Here is a 24424-nt window from a genome sequence, read left to right on the forward strand (position 1 = left end):
AGTCAAAAGAGAACCCAAACGACCTAGAGAGAGTCAGTCCAGAAGCCGCTCGGGTGTAATACAAGAATTTCTGTAGCGATTAAATACAGAATTCTATGTACCGTCAACACAGCAAATTTTGTATTAAAAGACTAGAATCAAGGTAATTGGTGATTTAAGGAAAATCAGAAATGTATACAAACAAGCTCATTGATGCCTATAAAGAGCGCATGAACTATGTTCAATACAAGCAAATTGCTCACGATTTGGGTGTAAGCCCGCAAATGATTACTGAAGTAAGAAAAGGCAGAACGTATCTCAATGAAAATCAGATACTTATGCTTGCTGATGTTGTTGGCGAAGATAAAGAAAAAGCATTAGTTGGTCTTGCTTTAGATAAAGCTAAATCTGATGAAGCTCAGACACTGTGGAACAGTATTGCAAAAAAGTATAATGGGCATGGTTTAACAAGTATTTCAATGGCTTGCGGTGCTATAGCCCTATACTTAGAACCACTACAACAGTGCGTATTATCTATCTTATGTTAAATAGTCTGGGTTTCGGGTTAACTTCATAAGTAGGACACTTTCAACAACTTACCGACCAGATCAACCACTTGTTAAATTTCGGTTCTGGGCTTACGATAACTTCATAATATCTAATTGTGAGGTTTTAGTTGGGTTCATGAGTTACACAACTTTGGAAGTAACAAGGAATAAGCAGCAAACTCTTATCTTGGTTGATGATGAGACCACCCTGCCGTCCTTGTTCGTCACAATCTACGCATTGAATAACCTGCGCCGGAAACGGTTGAGCACTCAGGGGAACATCCATCGTTCACTGAAGTTCTTCTATGTATATTTCTTCAAGAAGCACAAGGTTACTTTCGATTACGCCTTCCACGAGGCTGGCTACAATATTTCGAAGTTTATTGATGAGCTTGATGGCTTCTTCACTTACCTCCTTGGTCAGCAGCACCTTAATAATGAGGAGGATATTGTTGGTCTTGGTTTTATGCACTCAGGTATCACTAAGGCAAACAAAGTAACCTACGGGGTGCACATCAGCCATGTAGGCGGTTTTTTTAAGTACCTCAACTACCGATACATGAATGTGTCATACCAAAATATGTCACCAATGGAAGCTCATCAAATTAGCAAGGCAAACAAAGAGAACCTTGCTTATGCAATAAATAACTTCAATAAGATTGAGGTCTCTCAGAACGAGCCTGCACACAGATACAAAAGTATCACGGAGAAGCAGAGCATTGAGCTGATGAACATGTTAATCCCCTCCACTCCTGCTTTCACTGATGTTGATACTAATCAACTCGTTGATGCCGTAGTTAACCCTGTAAATCCATTTGAAGAAGGTTTTCAGCAATATCGTAACTATCTCATACATAGATTTATGTACAACTATGGTTTGCGTGTCGGTGAGGTGCAGTTGCTCATGACAGACAGCATTGCCGAAACGCTGCCAGACTCACGAGGTGAAACTCAATTTGTGATGGTTGTACAGGATCTACCGGATGAGGTTGATGACCCAAGGAAGCATAAGCCGTCAGTTAAGACAGAGCACTCATATCGTCGAATAGAGCTGACTGAAGACGACTTCATCATGGTTGAGATCTTTAACAATCGTTACCGTGCTCCGCTGTTTGAAGAAAAAGCTATCGAAGACCATGGCATCCTCTTTATCAAAGGGTCTGGAAAGCTAACCCCATTCTCCTACGATGGAATTAGCACAATCTATAAGAAAAAAATCGACCCTTCGTTCATTCACCTCCATCCCTATTACCGAACTGAGGCGAAAAAGAAGATCGATTATATGGTGAAATTGACTCCCCATGTAGGCCGACACACTTGGGCATACATTACATTGGAATACATCTACAACGAAATTCTGAAAGAGAATTTAATGATGGCTAGTGACTACGGAATCCGCGCAAGGATGAATGGTGAGCTAGATGCCGCTGTCGAAAAACTGCGATCATTAGGAGGCTGGTCTGTGACCAGTAACGTGCCTCTAAAGTATGCCAAACGATTTGTCGAAATGGTGAGTAACGAGAGTAATAAGAATCGAACTAAACGTAATGATTGGCAGGCCGCTATACCTGCTCCGAAGAGTGAAACGAAATCAACTTACAACCCTTTAGAAGATGATGGATATGATGAAGACATCCCATTCGACTTATTCGATTAATAACCCTGCACAAGAGCCACTACATGGTCACTCGCTATTCACCGCTGAGCAGGTGGAATGGATTGATTCAATCAAGCTACCACAGCGGCTTCTCTTGTTGAGTGCAACGGAATTTGATGACCAGTTTTTAACTTTGACTAGCGATTGGCGATACCGTTTTTCTGGTGCAAACAAAGCCATCTTGTTTGCATCCGGTAAGAACTTCCGTGCTCTATCTTCATCTTCAATCAAGTTGCTTAAGCATCTGACAGTTGAATACATAAAAGAGAACTCTGCAAGTGGTGCCAACTGGTTTGCGGAAGGTTTAGCGAGGGTATTTTCGGAACTTGAGTCTGTTTCTCGTGAGAGCCTAATTGCCAAATTAAGGGAGCTAGTTGCTAAGGTTGACCGCAATGCGTCAGACAACAGCCATTTCTATTACACGCTCAATGCCCTTCGTACACTGGAGCGTCGTAATTTCTTTAAAAGCACTGGTGACAAAGGTGACCTTGAGGATTTGTTGCTGGAAGTACCTCGACCTAGGAATCCGCACTGGGGTCGGTATCAGAACCTAGACCTCGTTATTCCAGATGAAGTAAGCCTGATGATCGAGAACGGCGTTCAGCTATGGGCGTCAAAACTATGCCCGAAACTGGAGACTAAAGAGGCTAAGGTCAAGCATCTTGAGAAGGTCAAAAAAGTCGCAAAAATCGATGTCTTAAGAGATTGTATCATCACTGGCATCGTCTATTACGTTGGAGCGCGACCAGTTCAAATCGGAAAGATGGCTGGAGGTGACTATGTAGTAGACACCATGAATGAACATGGAATGCGTTATTCATTACTTGTGCCTTATGCAAAGAAGTCGAAATTGACTATTGACCGGGTTCGTATCGCTGTTCCTGAAGAGCTTGGGAAGCTGATCACCCTGTACAAGTACCTTGAGAAAATTGGGGATGAAGACCCGCTATTCCCTACTAAGCTATCTTCGACTCCGATGGTTGATAAATCGATTAAGAGTATGCTGCTTAAGTTCTCCCCTAAGGAAATTCAGGAGGCTGTAAAAAACGAAGACTACAAACTGCCCGTTTATACCGCTAGTCTCTTTCGCCATAACGTGGGTCATTCTATGGCGATGAATGGTTCAAGTGCTGCTGAGATTGCGTATATCTTAGGACATTCCAACTACGTCGTTGCCGACAAATACATTGCAGCTACCCCCGAAATGGCTGACATCCGAGAGATGGCACTGGGTCGAAACCCTGTGTTCAAAAACATGATTGCGCTGGCATTGACTGGCAACCTAGTCCACAACACTAAGTGGAAAGGTCGTCGGGTTGCTGCCTCTATCGGCGGCAAGCTACATCACCATATTGGCGGGTGCAATTACGAAGAAAACATCTGCCCATTCTCCCAAGGTCGTGGGTGCTATGGATGCCTGTACTTTATGCCCTTCACTGACGGTGAGCACGAGGAAGTACTCGATTCATTCTTTGACGAGATTGATGAAGTCCGTCACGTAGCTGACGACACAGGTCAAGTACACCACCCACTGATGACTGAATTGGTTCGCAGGAAAGACCATGTGATTCAGGTAATTGCTCGTATTAAAATGGTTCAGGCTAAGGAAGAGATCGAATAAATGGCTCTGGAAATTAAAGTAATAAATAACAAGCACGCAAAGAACCTTGTTGCCTACGTGGACAAACACAAAACGGCATTTCATGAGCGCCTTGAAGCCTACAATGCGGTTGGAGACTTGGACTGGGATGCAGCGTCTTGGCACTTTGGTGAAAAAGGTGTTGCGTGGCTAAAAGAAACCAAAGACCACGGCTTTAAATGGAGTGAAGTATCAAATCGCGTTAAAGGACTCACTAAAATGGAAATCTCTAAAGATTTTCAGGACTTTATGCGTGCTTACCACATGCATCAGGTTGTGATTTCCAGCGGTTTACCATCAGGTTCAACTCTAGATAAGCCATTGCAGATCATGAAGCGTTGGTACTGGGAAATGGTTACAGAAACGGGTCAAACGCACCCTATGTACCTCACTGCCGATATCATTCATGCTGCTATGGATCGCCATAAAGACAACTCAAAAAGCGCCCCTAACGTCAGTGACTATTGCGACGTTGCCGTAAATATTATCAAACTTCTTCGGAAGTATGATTTATTCATGGTGAATATTGAAGTCGAAAATAAGCACCCTTGCCGTAGCTCCTCTGTTGGGACAAAGGAAAAGAAGAAGGCTTCCGAATTAAGTCCAGACGACACCCCTGACAAAAAGCTGATTTCCATCCGTGCATTCATGGCTGTTATTGAGCTGATGGCACTGGCAGAAAACGACTATCAGCGCATCTTTTACAACATGTTGCTACTTTGCATCATCTGTGGCTTCCGCTTCCAAGAAGTCATGTCGATGAACATGGATTCATTGGTTAAAAGGGATATCACCGAAGAAAGTAAGCGTCAGCACGCCATTGACCAAGGTTGGCCTACTTACAAACTAGGTATTGAATACCTTGGTGCAAAAAAAGCAGGTTGGCGAATTCATTGGCTGGCACCGACCTCTTACCCAGTGGTTGAGATGATTTATAAGCAGGTGGAAGAACTGACCTATGGTTTCCGTGAGACCATCAAAGCCTTTAGAGAATCTGACTTCACCAACTTCTTGCCTAGTAAAATCGTAGAGCTTTCGGAAGACCTGATTGAATGCCGTGAACTCTATGACATCATGTTTACTGGTACAGGCGGTCGTCGTAATGTGCTCTATAAATCTATCAGCGTTTCTATGGAATCATGGGCTGGTTACAAACCGATTGTGAGTGGTGAAACGGAGAAATTTAACGTTCAAGGTAAATATTTTACCAAAGAACAATTAAATGATTATGTTTACCAGCGCTATGCCCAAACCAAGAACTTCACTAAGGGGCACCAATGTGTGTTGTCGCTAAAAGACAGTGGTGACTGGGAGCATTTCAACTACGAAGATTTAATGTTCATTATGCCGGAAGGTGCTTTTGGTATTGGGCAAGATTTTGTTTCGTTACAGAACATAGTTCCTCTGGATGAACATGCCGTTGAGGCATGGCTAGGCGGTGCCAATAACCGTAAATCTCTCTTCGACTACTTCAACTTGTTTGAAGATGACGGTTCTCGTATCCAACTGAAAAAGCATGTGCCAAGGCATAACATCAATACCTTCTTGGCTATCGCAGGTGTGACTGACCATATTCAAGCCATCTTGATGGGTCGTGTTGATATCACCCAGAACAAGCATTACCAACACCAAGCACAATCGCAGTCTTATCAGACAGCCTCATTAGCAATGTCCATGCTTGAGAAAGCATATGATGAAGGCAAAAATGCTCTTGCAAAAGAAAACCAGTTGTCTCTATTTGATGCTGATGGAGAGCCTGAACCTCGCCCAAAACCATCGGTTTCTGCTGTTCAAGAACCTCCAAGGACTGAGGTTAGTCGCCGGATGTCAGCTCTTGCTAAATCAGCTATGCCAACGAAGAACACTGGTGTCGCCAACGTTAAAGCATCAACCTCAATGGCGATAAATCCAAAACTAAGCGTGGAGCACAACCTTAAACAAAACATGCAGACCTTTGGCGAAACTACTGACGAAGTAGCTCACTATATCGCAGGTGCAATGTCGGATAAGTTCCTCCCTGAACTTAAAGCTGCCCACGAAAAACTAGTAGCACAAGGCATGGCGGAAAAGGCGAAGGAACTGCTGGAGCGACATGCAAAACTACACCCTTTAGGGTTTGGTGCTTGTACGCGTGACGTAGCACGCTGGGGCTGCCCTCATGCCGTGAAATGTCAGTCAGGGTTGCCTTGTGGGTACTTCACCCTTACAGGACGTTTGGGTGAAGCTGAGGAAGCATCTCGGCGTCTGGCTATCAAGCAAGCCGAGGTTATTGAGCTTCGTAAATTCGCTGAAGCTGACCCTAATTTCAAATTGGCTCTGGAAGAACAAGAAGAGGCTCTGGTTGTGCTGGAAGCTCTGGAAGCAGACGCCATCGAGGCTCAAAGCGCCAAGAAACTAGTAGATCTCATGTCAGACGACAAAGACAACCCGCTAGGCCGAATCATGGCGCGAATTAATGAACAAATGCTAATTGGTAAAACCCCGAAAACCCTTGCCGACCTGTTCTTCATCGAACAAAAACGCTTGGAGAGAGATGCAGCCCAGAAGGAATCAAATAATGGCTAAAGTACCACGTACTCGTAATGCAGATGACAAAGTGATTCAGGGTAAAGAGCTTGATGCCTACATCAAAGCTGAGCTGCAAGCGATGGTGCGTGAGGGGCTTGAAAAGTCCCCCATTCAGCCATCAACACTCCATGCACGCCTGAAGGCTAAAGGTATTATCAAGGGCGGGGTCAGCACCCTGAGTACCCGTAGAGTTATTATCAATGAATACAAACTTCGCCAGCATAACAACCATGAGGATGGAAAGCGCGAATTGACTGCTGACGAAAGAATCATGTTAGCTCAAGGACGAACTGGAGCCGCCTACATCAGTAAGGCTGACCGTCTCGATAGTGCGCTTAAAGACTACAAGGCGCGTTATGAGCGTAATATTTTAGCTGTCGCAGACATCATTGAATATGTTGACTCCCACCTTCCAGTTAGTGTTGAGACCTTACTTGCAGAGGATCTTATTCGTGAGTTGAGAGTATATGGTAAGGGAAATGAAAAATGATGGAAAATGGTTCAATTGTTTACGTAGTCCATAACTGAATGTATTTAACAATAGTTTGATTTACCATAAAGTAGGTAATCACCATTATTTAAACTATCGTCTAAATAATGGTGATTACCGCTCAAAAACTTACTCAGTTGGTGCATTTTTGGTAGTTTCAATCCGAGGAATTGAGAAACTTAGCGCGCTCTTTTTTGTTTATCCACAACCAAATTATGAACAGTATAACCGCCCTCTTTATCCATTCATTATCTTTTCTTTGTGACAATGTAACGTTATTGCGCTGAGAGTTTTCAAATTACGCTAGTGTGTTGGAATCTAGAACAGATCATTCTTGAGCGCTAACTTTTTCGAGAATTGGTTAACCAAAAAGGTGTTAAAGATATCGATATAACAAAAAGCGTGGCGCTATTTGGAGCATGTCTTTTACGTTGTACTAGTTGCTTTGATTTATGGTTGATTATTCTTGTTGATTAGTCTCAGGGTTTTGTTTCTAACGTTTAACTTTGCCACGAGAGAAGATGCTTTATTGTTGGCCTCATTGTACAACGGAGTTAACAATGGCTTTAACTTAACAGAGCGTTCCATCAGTAAATTGTACTCATCAACTTCTGTAAGGGCTGCGGCCAACTCGAATTCAATCTCTGCTCTCTCTTTTTCTAGTTCCTCAAGGAGGCTTATCTCTCTCTTTTTATTCGGATATCTTCTGCGCTTCGTTAAAATAAAGAAAGCATCATAGAACTTTAAAGATTTACGGTAGATGCGGTGGCAACCATAACCTTTGCCGGTTAAAAGCCCTGCAATTTCGAGCTTTTTCAGTTCCCTACTTATAAATGCCCTCATAGCTGGTTGCTCTTCCCCGACCCTTGTAGAACGAATCGTAAACTCTCTTCTTATTTCTCGAACAGAAATTTCATACATAGCTCTAGGGAAAAGAATTTCATATATATCTTTATTTATTCGATATTTGTTAGATTTTTTCATGGGAGTATCAGGATTTATAATTATGCGGATTATAGTCCGTGGTTATCTTGGCTTCAAGGGTGGATAGTCTTTCATTTTTCGGATTATAAATGAAAGATATAGCAAAGCATTTTGGTAGGAATCTTAAAGCTGTGAGAAAAGAGCGAGGAATCTCGCAGGATAAACTCGCCCTCTTGGCCGACATCGATCGCAGTTATGTTGGAAGAATTGAGAGAGGTGAAGTGAACGTTACGCTAGAGAAAGTCTATCAACTATCTGAAGTGCTAGATTGTGATCTTAATGATCTACTTCCATAATATTATTAGTTGATCTGTCAGAGTTAAAAAGAGCCTAATGGTTGTGCTCGAAGCAGCTTGAGTTTAAAAATGTCTTGTAGAGTGTCAATGTGTGTGGGGTGCCGATCATTGATAATTTGGTTTAGTATTCTTACTAAAGCAATCTAGTAAAGTAGAGTTTAAATTGAATACAAAACGCGCCCCCTCTCCTGAGTATCAAATCACACCAGAAATTTTTGTGCGCAATGCATGGGATATGGACTTTAGAATATCTACTGCAGACTCCTCAGCACTTCCTCCTGGTTTCATAAAAAACACAACATCACTAGCTGAAAAGGAAGGTATCATCGTTCACTCTTTAGACTTTTCTGAGTACGAATCGGCAGTAGCCGCATTAACCGCAAAAGAAAATTCACGTTTCCTTGAAGCCATTGAAAATGATGGAGGCAATAAATCATTACTATGGTTTGTAAATTGCGATTCGCTTGCACCTTTGAACGTTGATATAACCTATTCCCTTCGTACTGTATTGACGACACGAATAGGAAGTAACACCCAGTCAGTATTCATTTCTACTAAGGCATCATTATTAATGATGTTCGCTAACCCCGAAGCACCTTTTTACCAAAGTCACTTTAGACTAACGGGATATAGTAGTTAACGGCGGGAAAGCCTATCTAGAAAAATTCAAAAATAGAACCGACAAAACTTAGTATGATATTCACTGAAAGTGTCCTTAAACTAAATTACGAAATTGATTTAGAAATACCTTTTATGCGCACCACGTTTCATGCTAGCTTGACGATAAAAATCAAGTAGCACTGCTGCTGAAATAATCTTCGTAAACATTCCTAAGGAACATCTATGTTAGATACCCATAAGCCGTTTATTCTTAACTACGCAACAGAAAGAGTTCATTCAGATGTTCCATCTTTAGGTGGGCACTACTGCGAAAACGAACATATGTGGGTTGATAACGAATCCAAGACGCCAATTATAAATCTAGTTGATAGAAATCACCCTGAATTAGTCACAAAAACAGACGTTCAAATTGAAAGCGATGATCAGTCCTACGCTTTTGAATTGCTGACAAAAACCAAAGTTCAAGATGAGAGTGATGACAATGATATTAGGTTATGCCATTTAAACGAGCTTCTCACTAAAACAGCAGTGATGCAAGAAAGCGACGATAACTCCTACAGTTTTGGTATGTTATGATTCTTTTAGTTACTAATAAGCGAGATCTAACTACTGACTATGTTGTCAGAGAACTGAAGCTTAGAGGTGTTTCATATGTTAGGCTTAACACAGAGACACTAAATGAGCATAGGTGTTCTATCGGTTATGACTCGATAGATGATTGGAAAATTGGTGATATCAACGGTAAGAAAGTCACCTCTGCTTACTTTAGAAGACCCTGCCCTACAACAACTTCTCACCCCACACTAACTGAAGGGGAATCAGAGTACTTAGATATGGAATGGCTATCATTTCTTAAGAGCATTTATTATCGGCTTGATAGAAAGTGGTTAAGCTCTCCTACCAACATAGCTTTAGCTGAAGATAAGCCAAGACAGCTATTATTAGCAAGTTCTCTTGGTTTCAACGTACCACAAGGTATTATTACTAATGATGTTTTTACAGTTATGGCGAGAACAGCGAATGAAAACCTCATAGCCAAGCCATTGAGACAAGCACTTTTAAAGGAAAAGAATGAAAGTGTTGTTTTCACTAGCCAGATACCAACACTTACACCTGAGTATGACGAATCAATAGGTTTTGCTCCCTCCATATATCAACAAGAGATTTCAAAAAAATATGATGTTCGCGTAACTGTAGTTGGCGATAAAGTGTTTCCTGTAGCAATTTGGTCACAAACATCTGAAAAAACAAAAGTTGACTGGCGTCAAGGTGGAAGAATTGATCTGCTCCACGAGCATATAGATATACCAGATGATTTGAAAATGAAATGTATCAGGCTAGTTAGATCTTTGAACCTGAGGTTTGGTGCTATCGATTTGGTATGTGACTTGGATGGAGTTTATTGGTTTCTTGAGATTAACCCCAATGGCCAGTGGGCTTGGATTGAGAATCAGACTAAGTTGCCAATTGCGTCATCCATCGTTCACGAGTTAATGAAAATTAGTGAGTATAATTATGAATCTTGACTTGTTTTGGCCGACAATTTCATATGGTTCTGAAAATGCAAAAAAAGAGCTCCTTGAAAGAGACTTAGAACTGTTAAATGATTTGTCAGTAAATGACGCGATAGGTGTTACATTAGATGAATCTCGGCGGTTGTACGATCAAGAACAGGCAAGGCGATCGACCGTAGATAGTAAAGCTGGTACATATATCGCAGCTTCAACTGCACTTATACCAATACTGATATCATTGGCTTCAATTATTACTAGTTTTGATACTCTCATCGAATTCAATGGCTTAAGTGTTTTGGGGCTACTCACAACTGTTGCGTTTATGTTTGCCTTAATTATGTCGATTAGGTGCGTGATGTGGTCCCACAAAGCGCTTAAAGTTTCATCCTTCCACTTGTTAAGCTGGCAAGAGTTAATTACTCATGACAACCCCGAAACATTACAACTTCAATTAGCCAAAAAGCTGTTGAGCGCTTTACGTATCAATTATGATTTAACCAATAGCACAGTTACTTGTGTAAAGATGGCTCATGCCCTGCTCACTAGCGCTATGTTTTGGTTGATCGTTGGTACGCTATTACAAGCATTTGCTTATTTACTAAATGGTTCTGAAGCGCTTGGTGGCCTACATAATAGAGATGCAATCAGCCCGATCATTAATATCTTTAATATCAAATCAGACCCCATTTAAAGCCCGGGCTTCATTTACTGTTTGATCTTAAATGGTGATTTTAAGTTATGGCTTATAAATGTTTTATACGGTTATGTTACATGGATGAGTTAGCTCAGAGGTTAACTAAAAAATGAGCAGCCTCTTTAGGCCCAAGATAGCACAGAACTCACAACGTTGTACGGATCTTGGCAAGTTAGTATTGAGGCGAACTAGTGTTAGCCTCAATACATCAATAACAATTGGGTTTTAAACTAAGACAGCAGCCCATTATCAAGCTCTTTAACCGCACTCATTGCTGTATAAACTTCTGAATTCAACAGCTCATCCCAGATGTCTAAACAAGTACTTATTGCCTCATCATCTTCATCTTCTGAAGCTTCATCGTAAAGACGTTGCAACACGCTTAGGAGGGAAGATTCCCTAATATGAAGATGTCGATGCTTAAAAAACTCATCATTCTGATCAACTTTAACGATGTTTTTTACTAGATCCAACAAAGATTCACTTATACCGGTGAGCATGCCGGGAAAGCTTTCCAGCTTCTTAAATATCTGATATATACTGTGTTTTGCAGCTTTTGACTTCACAAGTTCACTAAATAGGAACGTCGAATTATGCTTTTTCCAGTAGCTATCATGCTGAACACAATTACCTATTTGTTGCAGAACATCTTTATCCTCGTCGTTTAGCAAAGTTATGTATGACGACTCTATTTTGCCAATTCGGTCATGGTACTTATCTTCCCGTAAGAATTGGGAAAGCACTGAAGCGCACCCACTTCTTAACTCTTTGTCCCCTCTCAGAACCAAAGTTAGCTCATGTTTAAATAAGTCATTGAAAAACCAGCGAGCATAGATCTGCCTAGCTGCTTCTTTGTTGATATCCAAATACTGAGAGCCAAGCATTCTAAGAACAAGTTTCACGTATTCATTGACGTAAGTGCTCTCGAAACCTTGGTTGAAAAAGTAATTTGCACCATATGCTCCAGTGACCCGAATATCTTTGGTGCATAACTCAATAAATTTAGAATGAGCAAATGGACTATCGTAATTTAGATAAGGCAAGATTAACTCTAGGGCTGACATCTTGACTGCGGGGTGTTTATCAGCAATTGCGTGATTTACTAAGTACCTATTTTCGTTTGCGAGTGATTCGTTTTTGAAAAAAATCTTAGCTATTGCGTGATATGCCTGACCCCGAACACAATTGATTGAGTTATCCATCAAAGACTTTGCTGATGCAACATCAGTAGTATGTCCTTTGTCTGAGCTCCAAACATTGAGTTTGTTAAATTCAGGGTCTCTGGAATTGCGCGCCAAATTTAGCAGTAGGTTAAGAGTTTTTGTATCTGAGGTCAGCGATCGGCAGCTAAGTAATTTAACTAAAGAACGTTCACGCTCACATTCACACTCATTTTGGGGGAAATGCTCGATAACCTTTTCCAATAAAGTATTACTACATTGGGACCAATCCTCTTTGTAATCCTTATGAGCTTTTTCTTTACTAGAGTCCGCTATCCCTCGAAAAAATGCAGTTATATATCGAGGATCTATATTTTGGGGCAACAACAATGCAAGGTTTGCGAATCTGCTTGGTTCATTACAAACAGAATCCTCTAGAGTGCGAGAGAACTGTGTTATAGTTGACTCGGACATTACTTCTTTACCTACTTGCTTCCAGTTTCTACCAATAGATGGCTTTTCAGGAGATAGAATTAGCTTCGACCAAGACTTATTAGAAAGTTTGTTTCCGATAGGTAATGGTGAAGTAATTATCCCCCCTGTAATTTGATAATTTGAACAAAAGTCAAAGGTTGAATAATTGATAAACTTCCGCTCCAGAACCGTAATTAATTGTGCAGTGGCAGTAGAGATACGGTGTTGATCGAGTTTAGGTAACAAAAAATATTGAGCACTTCCCCAATAACTATAGTCTGACCCTCTTCGTCTTGTCTCCAAAATCCGCTTAATTTGCTCTATGTTCATGTCACTTTTTAAGCGGGTGATCGATTCTTCTAGCTTTGTAAAATGTCCGTTGGAGCAACTTTTTGAAAACTTCGATATTAGTTTTCCAGGCAATATCCAAACTGGTTCAAGACGTGTGTTACCACACGATAAGTGCGAATTTGGACGACGCAGGATCCAATCTATGACTGTATCAGCGTACTCTGGAGATAAATTAAGTAATAGTCTAGCGACTAAGTTTACGGTGACTGGATTTTTAATCGCTAAGTAAGGCTTTATGAGCTCGTATAATATTCCAGAATCAGTTTGTAGGTTTTCTCCCGCCTTTTCTATCAGTTGAAACATGCAAAATGTTAGGTTATGGTCTATCTCATAATCATCAGCTTTATCCTTATGTAACCAAGTCAAAACCGATTCATGTTCACCTTCTGATTCCGCTATATCAGTGATATTTCGAAGTAAACGCGTCAATACCTCTTCTGGAACTTGTTCAGCGACGACCCACATGTCTTCTAACTCTGTTAGAGACCAGTTTTCGCTTTGTGTGATTTTCCGATGCTCTCTAATCTCATATGAATAACTATCCTTACAGATAACCTCTCTGTAATGACTCAAGAGAGCTTCAATTAATGATAAAGCTTGATATGGACGTTTCTTAGACAAGTTTCGCCAATCTATATAATTTACAGAACAGCCTTTTTGAATAAGTTCAAGCCTTAAGTCGAACATATCGTCAGAATCATCTTCAATAGCCCAACACAGACTACTACATACTTTTTGATTCCAACTATCTGACCTATCTACATATGGGCGTAAAGTAGCCACCACTAACGCTGGCTTAAGCTCTGAAATGGAACTTAGGAGGCTGATAGAAGTGTCAATTAGCTTTTCATCAGAACTATTTAGCCAAGCGCCCAAAATGCCCTTCTCACATAGGCATTCAACGATTTCTGGATTTTTAAAGCAAGTCGTAGAGGTAAACTTCTGAATTAACTCGGAATCACGAACTAACTTGTCGATTAGTTTTCTTGCGGGGGCTTTAATGACCTTTAAGTCCTTTAGTGAATTAAGGGCTAAGAACTTCAGGTGAAAGCGAACGTTATCGCTAAATAAAACTGCATCAATACTAGAGCAGTAATATTTTTGGTTAGCTTCTAGCAACATATTTAATGCGTACCTAAGGTGCTCTCTTTTATCCAGAGTTTGGTTGCTATACCCACCCAGTTCATATAGAAGCTTTTCAGAAGAGTCACTACCTGCTCGATATAACTTTGAACCGACTTGATAATCATATAATGCCTGATGCCTAAAACTTATTCGTTGTTCCTGGCTAGTTAATACTCCCACTGACATTAATACCTCTAAGGTCCTTCGCGAACCTACACGAATAGAGTTCAATGATACAGACAAAGAACCTTGCTTCATCATTAAACCTACCAGCTTATCAATAAGCTGTTCGGCTTCGTCTATTGATAGATGGTGGGCATGTATTTGACTTAATCGATCATCCCAAAAATTCTTAACCAACTCTAGTTTGTTGTTAAAGCTAGGTGCATTCTGCGTCCGGTGTGCAATCGTTAGGTATATACCAAGCCATAAAGGTATCTTAAGAATCTCTTTCTTGACGGAAGAAAGTTGTGAGTAGGTCTCAAATGGCGATATCAACTCGACGACTTTTTCCTCACTCAACGTAGATAATTTAACCTCATGTAATGAATCCGAAATACTATTCAGCCAACTTGATAAGGCTATGTCTTCGTTTAGCTCAAAATCCCGCGAAGCCAAGACGATTGATATGTCGGCACCTTCTTTACGCAGCGCGATCGTTTGTCGGATTAAATCCTGGCAAATATGCAGCGCTACATTAGAATGTGATCCAGTCCAACGAATAGCGTCGAGCTGGTCCAATATAATGACAACTTTGTTGTGCTTTGATATTGCACTTAAGCTGAATGGAGGTGAGTAAGGGAACCCTAAAGCCCTTCCATACGCATCTAAATTATCGACTGGATTTCGTCGATCAAGTCTCACAGGGACACTTATCGCCCCCTTGTTACGAAGGTGATGGTGCAGTTCGAGAAGCAATGAACTTTTTCCAACGCCAGCTTCTGCTCTAACGAGCGTTACAGGATTTTCTTCCAAAGAATTGATGATGTTATCCAGCTCTTTTCGTTTAATAAGCTCATTACATATTAAGAATGGTTGGATTGACTCCTCAAATTCTTTGGAAAGATTTTCAACAACTGAAAGTACTCTTTCATCTTCTGGTAGACTTCTTGCAACAAAACCGGCCTTTGTTAGATCACTTAATAGTTGGTTTGCCGTAATCTTGTTACGTAATTTATTATATTCGGCGGGATAAGATTTGAGGTACTGGACTAATTTGCTACTGCTTCCAATGAACAGAGACGAAGCTTTATCTTCTAATTCATCTTGGCTATGTTTGTTCAAATCATAACGGACAATCTTGAAGCGTTGCAGAAACAGCATTGCTTTTCGAAGATCCTCTTCTAAGTTTAAGGACAAGCCAAGATACCCACATAATGAATTGAAGCATTTTTCTCTATCTTTACTTTGTTTTACTTGATGTTCGAGGAAATCTATTGGTATTGCATTACTATTCAATGCACTTTCACATAAATCACTGATAATTCTACTTGAAAGTGGTGAAACCAAGTGAAACTCTGTAGCCCCTCTATTGATTTGAAAATTTGCGTTTTTTAAAATTTTGGTACTGTGAAGTTTAGATAAATTCCAGTATTCATCATTACTAGAGCTCGCTTTACACTGGTGATGTTCGTGTGAACCATCGTTATTACCTATTACCAAGTCAACTCCGACCTCGTCATCCCCAATTGGCTCTACAGTCACATAACTCGTCTTTTCTTGTAATAGACGTAATAACTGATAAGCAATCCAGTTAGATTCATATCTATTACCAAGCTTTTCTGCATATCCACCCGCTTCTAGCGCCATACTGTTTTTCTCAACTAAACCTTACACATCAGTAAGATATGGCCTATGTCTACTTTTTACAATCATTCTTCTATTATCTGTGATGATTACGAGCTAATTGCTCAGTCTGCGAAAAGCCTTTAGTAAGGTGTATACATAAACGCTCCCACAGCAATTGCACAGTGCGACAGTTAGGATTAAACCATCCTGGGACTGTTTCGAGTTGAAGGCTGCTGCTAGTTGAAGTTAGCTAGAGATAACTCTGCCCAAGCGAATTAAATCGGATATGGGAACACACCATTTTTCAAACGGCAGATGGTGTCGAGAACAACCATAGTGTCTTCAGGTGTTGAAAGCATACCAAGTGACCACTTGTTGCTTAGATCTTCATTTGATCCGCACCAGAAGTTTTGGACACTGAGTTAAGTGATTACAATCACTAACGAGGTGAACAATGACAACTAAGAAAACACGAATTAAACATGCTCCTGAATTTAAAGCCGAAGCGCTTAAGTTAGCAGAGAAAGTCGGTGTCGCTGCCGCCGCACGACAGCTTTCGCTATATGAATCTCAAATTTATGGGTGGCGTAAAGCCGTCAAAAAAGATGCGAAAATCAGCGATAGAGAAAAGGAACTAGCCACTGAAAATGCCAAACTCAAACGATTATTGGCAGAGCAAGCTGAAGAGCTAGATATCGTAAAAAAGGCCGCCACCTACTTCGCGAAAAATCTAAAGTAGATTGCTATGAGTTTATGCTCGAACACCTGATGCAGTATAAGGTTGTCCGTATGGCTAAGGTGTTTGGGGTTTCTCGAAGTGGGTTTTATTATTGGATTGATAATCGGCATAAAGTCACCCAACGCAACGAACACCGAAAGCAGCTTGATAGCAAAGTTCGTGAAGTCTTTGATGATAAAAAGGAGCGTGATGGTGCAAGGCGCATTCAAAAAGAACTTGAAGAAAATGGTAATAAACACGATGTAAAAACCATCGCCGCGAGCATGAGGCGTTAGTTGCGAAGGCCGCCCGTAAATTCAAATGTACGACAGACAGTAAGCATAGACTTCCTGTAGCCCCGAATTTGCTTGAGCAAGACTTTAATGCGACAGCACCAAACCAAAAATGGGCTGGAGATATCACTTATCTAGCGACAAGCGAAGGCTGGATGTATTTAGCCGTTGTTATCGACTTGTACTCACGGCAAGTAGTTGGTTGGTCAATGAGTACCAGAATGACCGCAACTCTGGTCTGTGATGCGCTATCAATGGCATTGTTCCGCAGAGGCATGCCAGAAGAAGTGATTATCCATAGTGATAGAGGTAGCCAATATTGTTCAAAAGACTACCGCGACTTAATCGCAGCTCATAATCTAAAGCAAAGTATGAGTAGGAAGGGAAATTGCTGGGACAACGCTTGTGTTGAAAGCTTTTTCCACTCAATGAAAGTAGAAGCCGTCCAATACGAGTCGATAATGACCCGAGAAGAGATGCGTCAAGCACTCTTTGAATACATCGAAGTTGATTATAATCGAACAAGAAGGCACAGTGCTCTTGGGTATCTAAGTCCAGTTAACTTTGAAAAACAATATGTCGCTTAATGCGGTGTCCAGTCTTACTGGAGCAGATCAATATGGTCTATTGCGTCTTGTTACAGAAAAGGAACAAATTAGACTAACAGCACTTTTTATATTGATAATAAGTTATTAAGAAATAGTATTTTTTAGTAGTATCGGACACAAAGAACATATGCAATTATTTTCTATAGGAGTCCGGATGAGAATTCAAGAAGAGTATAAGAAATCGGGATATTTTTGGTTACCCGGAAATGAAGAAAAAAAAATACCCGGTACTTTAACAATAAACGATGGTGGCAACACCCAACTAGAAGTCGTGGGGCTTTTTGATGACAGTATTGAAGCTTTAAATGGTGACGATGATCTTAGTCGTATCATTGGGCATGTTGAAAATGATGGCTTTGTTACTCTTGAAGACTGTTTTTATACAAACAAGAACATTGGATTTGGTGGAATTTCAAAGTCAAAGGTTTTAGTTAACAAAGTTTTAAGTGGAGCGGCCTGGGACAAAGATGAAAAAGTAAAATTTAACACGTTGTCATTTTCGGTTGATTGTTTAGATGAATGGGTTGGAATCAGCGGAATTAATGTGGATACAGCCCCTGACTACAAGACGGCAACAATCAGCTATGAACCACCTGAGGCACTAAGCTATGCACTTGATAACGGCATGGAACTCAAACTGTGCTTTGCTTATACTCTCCCTGGCTTCCCTACGCTTCAAGAGGCGAAAATCACACAACGTGCCTATTTTAAAATAATTTCTAATGAATTGCGTGAGTTATCAGAATTTACAATTCTTGCATATAAGATCACAAACTTAATGTGTTTTGCAATGAATGAGACGGTGTCAATGAAAACACTATCAGCCACTTCTAATGAAATTAAGCGAAATAATATCCCACAACCTATCAAGATTTATTACCAAAGTATTCCATACACGGAAAAAGAGCCTACTAAAACTCGATATGATATGTTGTTCAGTTTTAGGACAATCCAAGACAATGCGGGTCAAATTTTCAACAATTGGATAAATGCATATGACTTTTTATCACCTGCATTGGGCCTCTATTTTTCAACTAAAATGGGTGCACAGAAATACCTAGACGGTAAATTTTTAGCTCTTGCTCAAGGATTAGAGACATATCACCGTAGAACTAGTAACGAAACACTTATGGACCCAGAGGATTTTGGTACCTTAGTAGATACTATTCTAGAAGGCTGCCCAGAAAACAATCGGGACTGGTTAAAAGACCGTTTAGTCCATGGGAATGAAATAAATTTGGGTAAGCGACTTAAGAAAATTGTTGAACCTTTTAAAAAACACCTTGGCAGTAGCAAAGATAGAGGCAAGCTCCTACGCAAAATAGTAGATACAAGAAACTACTTAACTCATTATAATGAGGAACTTAAGGGTGCAGCTGCTAATGGCAAGGACCTTTTTAACTTATGTTCGAAAATGGAGCTAATTTTTAACTTACATTTTTTAAAGGTTGTAGGGTTTACTGATAAAGAGATAGAAATTGTGGTAGAAACCTCCCAGCCTTTAAAGGCTAAAATGATGAACATAAATTGATACAAAACTAATGTTTATGATAAAAAGCCGAACTCAATGAGTCCGGCTTCTTTCTCCTTGATATGACCAAAAAGGAGGACTAGTAATTCGAAAAAACAAGGATATTCTTCGTTCTAGTCACAGCTACCTTATCAGTAAGAATGACATCATTTTAGTCAATGTTATTGAGGCTTTGAACTCACATTGGGAAAATCATACTTTTCTAATCCTATTTCTAGATATTAGCTATCGCTCTAGCAAGGCCAAGCAAGTGTGTTGAAGTCTTAATCTCTAACTCTGATTGAATACCCAATAATGCAATCCCTGCTAAGATTTGTTGCGGCCTCACCACTTGGCCTGTCGGCAGCTCCATACTGTCATATAACATTTTGAACTGTATCCAGTCTTCGCTAATACTTAGTTCTCGACCTTTTGCCATTCTCATTAGTCTTTTGCACTCAGGCGGTATTGGTTTTCCTTCGTCCCATCCCGTGACCGTTCTCACAGTTTTAAAACACAGTTCCGCGACCTCTTCCTTGGTCATTTGGCACTCTAACTCTCGAAAAATGTAATTCTTACTCATTTCGCGATACTTCACAGATAAAACCTCTAAATACAAGAGGTTGCACCGTAATGACAAGATATGCTGCATTGAACATAAGCAGACATAATACGCACAATTGATATTTAGATTAATAGTAGCCACTTTTAAAATGGTTCAACATGCTCAGAAATATCCGAAGGTTAGTTTCAGATTTTCCTACTTGTGTTCAGTCAAGAGAAGACTTACCTTGCACGCCCTTAATAAATTAGATTTGGTCAACAATGAACAGACTACTTATATTACTATTAGCTTTTTCTTCGTGCTCACTAGCGTCAGTAATTGAACGCCCTACACACGTTTTCGAGCAGTTTGACGAAAGCCGCTATAGTTGGCTCCCACACTACGATGAGCATTTATTCAATACACACATAAATGACGATGCAGCAAAGTTCATTTCAGAAAATGAGCTTCAAAGGTACGTGAAGCTCAGATTCAGAAACTTCGTCAAAGACTTAAAGCTCAAAGAAAATATCGAACACCAAGCCCATAACTATATGGATGTAAGCATCGACTTGTATAAATACAACGACACATTAGACATCTACTTTGGCATGATGTCGTTCAAAATAACCCATTCCATCAATTGGGAAAATAGCAACGCCGCCCCATATGTGCTTGCAGTGGCAATTGCTGGTTCAGAAAAGCAGCTAAGTCAAAGCATTAAGGAAAACTTGGGGTCATTAATTGAAGTAATTGCAGAAGACTACTATTACATTTCAGACCTATCTGATGACTAACAATTAAGGTATGTAGTATGGAAAGTATATTTTTCCTAATCTTTATGGGTATCGGAATATATTTGTTTCTTCTACCAACAATTATTGCCAGGGGAAAAGACCATCCACATAAGACGGCAATTACTGTACTTAACATAGTTGGTAGTCTTTTTTTTGGTACTGGTTGGCTAATAGCTTTAGTTTGGAGCTTAATGAACACTGAGCGTCTATAGTGCTTATTTAGCTTGCTTTGTTAAGCGTTTTGGCCATGCAACGTGCAAGCCTTATCAATGAACTTACTGTTTTCCGATCTTCGTTAGATCCTATTTCTAATAAAGCAGCTCCTAACAGTATTTGGCTTGCAGATAGTCTTTGTCCCGTTGGCAAAACAAACTTCCCATTCTCGACATAGAACCCTACCCAATCGTCTGAAATCCCAACTTCTCTATAAGCACAAAGTCTCATCAATCTCTTGCATTCATTTGGAATGGGTTTTCCTTTGTCCCAACGTTTGACTGTCGTCACATTTTTAAAACATAGTTCCGCGGTCTCTTCTAAAGATAAACGGCAATAGAATTCTCTAAAAAGTTGGTTTTTAGTCATCTAATGCCCTCCAGTCTCTGGGAGCATTTAAAACGACATGAGCCAATTAATGATAATAATTTGAATAATAAGAGTTTATTTAACTTAACGTGGCAAAGTGCGCACTGTGCAAATACGTATTAATTGGCGAATTTGCCTTATAAAAAATTATTCATATCTTGTTAATGTTCGATTTTCCGAAACTAATTTTTGTCCAGAGGCTTCATAGACGCGAAGTTTTACTCATGGCACTTTTCTAAAAAGTGCCAGCTAGCTCAAATCTGCCCCAAAGTGAGCTAGTCTTCGCTGGCCTCACAGTTCATTGATCAGCTTTTGACTTAATTGTATTAATGGATATAACGTTTCATTTTGTCAAACACATTGCTCATGGTTAACAATGTACTCAATTGAATCAGATGTAATTTCAGAAAGAATGAGGGCCGCTGTTTCACTTGGTTGGTCGATATTCTCCAAAAAAGTTGGTAATAACTTAGTTGCAATAAACAAAGAAGCGTCAATGCAGCTTCAATATGCCTATGTACTTCAGCAACTGATTCCTCTTATAACGTTCAGTTCAGGTGATAGATTCAACATAGAGTTAGAAACAGGGATTAATATTCACGGTAGAACTAGAGAAATAGACCTCGTTTTTAGTGGAATTTCACAACAGCAAAGTCACACTATCGCTATTGAGATGAAATGCTATCGTACGCTTAGCTCTTCAGGAGGTAAGCGTGGAGCGACCGATATATTCATGAAAGACGTATACGAGGATTTGCAACTTCTTGAGCAATATGTATCTGTGGTTGGAATGTCTGAGGGTGTATCACTTGTGATGAACGATATGGATCGGCTTGTTAACCCCAAAAGTAAAAGCACAAAGTGCTGGGACTATGACATTTCTCAAGGTGCCTCATTTGGGCCGATAGACCTAACAACCCCGATTGGTGGTAAAGATGTAAATATTTCTTTAGCAAAGAGCTATTCCATTGACTGGAGCAATAATGGTGACTATTGGTTTTTAGAAATTCAGGGCCAAAGCATGTGACCATAGCTTCGTGAGTATACCTATTCTCAACCCATAATTGCCCCAAAGTGTGCCAGCTTAAGATTTGGGACATATTTCTTTTGTCATCACTTGCCCTATTTTTTCTAATAACTAAATATGTAGTTAGTTTTGTATAGGATGTAATACCGACACTGCCTTCCTCTTAAATTTTTGTTTCATTATTAAGTAATAAAAACAATATGATACGTGATTTTTCTGGGTGTTTCTCTACAATTACATGGAATGTGTCTAGTTAAAAGATACTCTTAAATGCTGCTAGTTGGAGTTCAGTATGTTTGATATAAAGTCCACTCTGAGTGAAGTCGTTAAAAGATTTGATTCTCAAAGTAAGGTAGAGTTTGCTCATGACGTAATGGCAGCAGCCAATACAAAGTTGAACGATCTTTGTTGGTGTCCAAGTGGCAAAAAATTTGCGAATGTCATGAGCATCGCTTAAATGAACGATTGCTTAATGAGCATGAAATACGGATTGCTATTAATAAAATCTTTGATAGTAAAAAGTACTGTTGTGCATCGTTTGATTCTAGTAATTGCCAGTTACCGATCAAAGGTGCACACACAATTCAACGTGGGCGTGTTCTGTCGAGTTTAGCTGAAAGTGGTCATGTCGGAACATTCTATCGAAACCTTACGGGTTTTGAAGAAACTCGAAAGCTAAAAACGGGTGTTAAAAAAGAGGCCTCTATCTTCTATGGCTTCTGTCATTACCACGATACAGAGCTATTTAAAGCCATAGAGTTAGAGGAATTTCACCCAAGTTTGCCCAATTCTTGGGCTAGCTCGTACCGCGCCGTTTGTCATGAGTATTACCAAAAAAAAGCAGCGATGGAAGCCGTTGAATGGCAAGCAGAAAACATCGATAAAGGGTTAGAGCTTTATCAACAAGTTTTGATTCAAGAAAAACTGTATATCAGCAGACAAAATGTAAGAAAAGGATTTGAAGATATTGAGCGAATAAAACTAGCTTATGAAACAGCATATGAAAGTAAGGATTTTAGTCGAATAACATCATACGTAATTAAATTTGATGCTCCTCTCACTATCGCTGTATGTGCTTCTATATCTCCTTATTACGACTTAAACCATAATAAAATGCAGAATAAAGGGAATCCAAATGATAATTTTCAACATATTGCTCTTTCTACGGTAGCAATCGATGGGAATGCAGCATATGTAATTTCGTATTTATCTGAACATGGCGTTATCGACGCATATGTAAAAGATCTTATATCGAAAGGCAATGAGTTTGTTAAGTCGTGGTTGATGAAATCGATTTTTGCTTATACAGAAAATTGTTTTTTCAAGCTGTCTTGGTGGTCGTCTTTGCCCTCTGAGGTACAAGAAAAGATATACGCATTGGCTATTTCAGAGAACTACACCAAGACCTTCGAGTACGATGACTTAGTAAGTGTAACTGTTACAGGCGATATTGTGGAGATAATCAGCATTTAAGAGTGATTCTCAACGCTTGGCATTTGTCATTTGAGTGTTGGGTTTGGTGTTTATGCTGGTATGGCTAAGTTTCGTGGTAGCGTTGCTCACATATAATGCAGCGCTATTCGTTTTAATCAAAATTTCGAGTAAGGAGATAGATATGATTTTAGACTGTTCGTCTTATGAATCTGTAAAACGGTCACTTTGTGATGCTTTCCATACAACAGAAGAAGATCTCATTTCAGTACTCAAAAGTGTCAAAAATGACAAACAAATCGATTACTATACACTCGAAAAGAATGTTGAAAGTGCTGCTCGAGAAAAGCTCGGTGAGCCTGATAGTGAACTCGAAATACTGTGGTTTCATGGCACTCGTGTTGAAGATCATAAATCATTTAGAGAATATGGGATTCTTACGAAAAGTTTAGTCAAAGGTCAGTTAGTTCAAAGGTTGTCTTCATTGGCATCTGGTTTAGAAAAATCTGGTTCTAATCCTTTTTCCCTATCTATGTCTGGGAAAAATGGTGACCATGATGAAGGACCATTTGCCTTCCTCATAAAGACAGTTGCTATTCAAGCTCCAGGAGCAAACCACAACTATACTGATGCACCTGAGTTGGTTGAAGATATTGCAGGAACTTTACTTGGAAAAAACTATAAAGAGCTTGTATTCCGTTTTCAGGAAGTTACAAAACCATACTTAGTTTCTTTTACTTCTAAACCTCGAGGAGACGAGGTATTTAAAGCTTTGTTCTTTCTGAAACTGATGGTGGATGGTGAGTCAGAATTAGATGCTGGTGAAAGTGCTAATACTTTCTATAATTCGAATGCAGAAGTTATTCCCCCTCATAGGATTAAAAGTTTTCATCATCTAGCAAACTTATAACAGGCCGTTAACCCATAGAAATCTTTATCCAAAACGACCACGTTAGAGTTAAAGCTTTAACTCAAAAATGTCCAGAGACGTGTTATGCCGCCATGCTTTGGGACAAGAACGCCTTA

Annotated in this window: 21 protein-coding genes and 1 pseudogene; 18 read left to right on the top strand and 4 right to left on the bottom strand. The window is 39.9% G+C overall.

What is annotated here, in order from left to right; all coding sequences use genetic code 11:
- Positions 1–170: 170 nt before the first annotated feature.
- From OCU78_RS17665 to OCU78_RS17685, 5 genes are all read left to right on the top strand, one after another.
- Positions 171–527 carry a DUF3693 domain-containing protein gene (locus OCU78_RS17665; RefSeq protein ID WP_137374242.1) on the top strand — a complete coding sequence of 119 codons (357 nt, stop codon included), beginning with the start codon at positions 171–173 and terminating at the stop codon, positions 525–527.
- Positions 528–663: 136 nt separating this feature from the next.
- A complete protein-coding gene (locus OCU78_RS17670; protein WP_137374241.1) occupies positions 664–2184 on the top strand; it encodes a site-specific integrase in 1521 nt (506 codons plus the stop codon).
- Positions 2150–3805 carry a site-specific integrase gene (locus OCU78_RS17675; RefSeq protein ID WP_137374240.1) on the top strand — a complete coding sequence of 552 codons (1656 nt, stop codon included), beginning with the start codon at positions 2150–2152 and terminating at the stop codon, positions 3803–3805. Before OCU78_RS17670 ends, OCU78_RS17675 begins: the two co-directional genes overlap by 35 nt.
- On the top strand, positions 3806–6388 hold the full coding sequence (locus tag OCU78_RS17680; protein WP_137374239.1) for a hypothetical protein: 2583 nt from the start codon (positions 3806–3808) through the stop codon (positions 6386–6388).
- Positions 6381–6881, top strand: a complete 501-nt coding sequence (locus OCU78_RS17685; protein WP_137374238.1) for a hypothetical protein — start codon at positions 6381–6383, stop codon at positions 6879–6881. The genes OCU78_RS17680 and OCU78_RS17685 overlap by 8 nt, the downstream gene beginning before the upstream one ends.
- 450 nt (positions 6882–7331) lie before the next feature.
- On the opposite strand, the gene OCU78_RS17690 is transcribed toward OCU78_RS17685, so the two are convergent.
- Positions 7332–7865 carry a hypothetical protein gene (locus tag OCU78_RS17690; RefSeq protein WP_137374237.1) on the bottom strand — a complete coding sequence of 178 codons (534 nt, stop codon included), beginning with the start codon at positions 7863–7865 and terminating at the stop codon, positions 7332–7334.
- Between the two features lie 89 nt (positions 7866–7954).
- Between OCU78_RS17690 and OCU78_RS17695 the strand changes: the two genes are divergently transcribed.
- From OCU78_RS17695 to OCU78_RS17715, 5 genes are all read left to right on the top strand, one after another.
- Entirely contained in the window at positions 7955–8161 is a 207-nt protein-coding gene (locus OCU78_RS17695; RefSeq protein WP_137374236.1) for a helix-turn-helix domain-containing protein, read from the top strand.
- Between the two features lie 163 nt (positions 8162–8324).
- Entirely contained in the window at positions 8325–8801 is a 477-nt protein-coding gene (locus OCU78_RS17700) for a hypothetical protein (protein WP_240701760.1), read from the top strand.
- A 203-nt stretch (positions 8802–9004) separates the two neighbouring features.
- Positions 9005–9358 (top strand): hypothetical protein, encoded by a 354-nt coding sequence (locus OCU78_RS17705; RefSeq protein WP_137374235.1) that lies wholly within the window; start codon positions 9005–9007, stop codon positions 9356–9358.
- The gene (locus OCU78_RS17710; protein WP_137374234.1) at positions 9355–10308 is read left to right on the top strand and encodes a hypothetical protein; all 954 of its coding nucleotides are present in this window, start codon (positions 9355–9357) and stop codon (positions 10306–10308) included. The genes OCU78_RS17705 and OCU78_RS17710 overlap by 4 nt, the downstream gene beginning before the upstream one ends.
- On the top strand, positions 10298–10987 hold the full coding sequence (locus OCU78_RS17715) for a hypothetical protein (protein ID WP_137374233.1): 690 nt from the start codon (positions 10298–10300) through the stop codon (positions 10985–10987). Before OCU78_RS17710 ends, OCU78_RS17715 begins: the two co-directional genes overlap by 11 nt.
- A gap of 233 nt (positions 10988–11220) precedes the next feature.
- On the opposite strand, the gene OCU78_RS17720 is transcribed toward OCU78_RS17715, so the two are convergent.
- Positions 11221–15909 (bottom strand): NACHT domain-containing protein, encoded by a 4689-nt coding sequence (locus tag OCU78_RS17720; protein WP_137374232.1) that lies wholly within the window; start codon positions 15907–15909, stop codon positions 11221–11223.
- Positions 15910–16342: 433 nt separating this feature from the next.
- Between OCU78_RS17720 and OCU78_RS17725 the strand changes: the two are divergent.
- Positions 16343–17483: pseudogene (locus tag OCU78_RS17725) on the top strand (transposase); the annotation flags it as partial.
- Between the two features lie 178 nt (positions 17484–17661).
- The gene (locus OCU78_RS17730; RefSeq protein WP_137374231.1) at positions 17662–19038 is read left to right on the top strand and encodes an ApeA N-terminal domain 1-containing protein; all 1377 of its coding nucleotides are present in this window, start codon (positions 17662–17664) and stop codon (positions 19036–19038) included.
- A gap of 214 nt (positions 19039–19252) precedes the next feature.
- Here the strand turns inward: OCU78_RS17730 and OCU78_RS17735 are convergent, their stop codons facing one another.
- A complete protein-coding gene (locus OCU78_RS17735) occupies positions 19253–19615 on the bottom strand; it encodes a phage protein (RefSeq protein WP_137374230.1) in 363 nt (120 codons plus the stop codon).
- 227 nt (positions 19616–19842) lie between these two features.
- Between OCU78_RS17735 and OCU78_RS17740 the strand changes: the two genes are divergently transcribed.
- The gene (locus tag OCU78_RS17740) at positions 19843–20358 is read left to right on the top strand and encodes a hypothetical protein (RefSeq protein ID WP_137374229.1); all 516 of its coding nucleotides are present in this window, start codon (positions 19843–19845) and stop codon (positions 20356–20358) included.
- A 44-nt stretch (positions 20359–20402) separates the two neighbouring features.
- Positions 20403–20570: a superinfection immunity protein gene (locus OCU78_RS23000; RefSeq protein WP_353960345.1), complete on the top strand. Its 168-nt coding sequence runs from the start codon at positions 20403–20405 to the stop codon at positions 20568–20570.
- Positions 20571–20577: 7 nt separating this feature from the next.
- Here the strand turns inward: OCU78_RS23000 and OCU78_RS17745 are convergent, their stop codons facing one another.
- Positions 20578–20940: a regulator gene (locus tag OCU78_RS17745; protein WP_137374227.1), complete on the bottom strand. Its 363-nt coding sequence runs from the start codon at positions 20938–20940 to the stop codon at positions 20578–20580.
- Positions 20941–21316: 376 nt separating this feature from the next.
- On the opposite strand from OCU78_RS17745, the gene OCU78_RS17750 reads away from it, so the two are divergent.
- The 4 genes from OCU78_RS17750 to OCU78_RS17765 all read left to right on the top strand — a co-directional run bounded on the left by OCU78_RS17750 (position 21317) and on the right by OCU78_RS17765 (position 24308).
- Positions 21317–21967: a hypothetical protein gene (locus OCU78_RS17750; RefSeq protein ID WP_137374226.1), complete on the top strand. Its 651-nt coding sequence runs from the start codon at positions 21317–21319 to the stop codon at positions 21965–21967.
- Between the two features lie 292 nt (positions 21968–22259).
- Positions 22260–22424, top strand: a complete 165-nt coding sequence (locus tag OCU78_RS17755; RefSeq protein WP_137374225.1) for an SEC-C metal-binding domain-containing protein — start codon at positions 22260–22262, stop codon at positions 22422–22424.
- Positions 22379–23440, top strand: coding sequence for a hypothetical protein (locus OCU78_RS17760; protein WP_206383703.1), 1062 nt, complete (start codon positions 22379–22381; stop codon positions 23438–23440). The genes OCU78_RS17755 and OCU78_RS17760 overlap by 46 nt, the downstream gene beginning before the upstream one ends.
- Before the next feature lie 142 nt (positions 23441–23582).
- A complete protein-coding gene (locus OCU78_RS17765) occupies positions 23583–24308 on the top strand; it encodes a hypothetical protein (protein ID WP_048659844.1) in 726 nt (241 codons plus the stop codon).
- The last annotated feature ends 116 nt before the right edge of the window (positions 24309–24424 follow it).

Source organism: Vibrio gallaecicus, from assembly GCF_024347495.1.
Taxonomy (GTDB): Bacteria; Pseudomonadota; Gammaproteobacteria; order Enterobacterales; family Vibrionaceae; genus Vibrio; species Vibrio gallaecicus.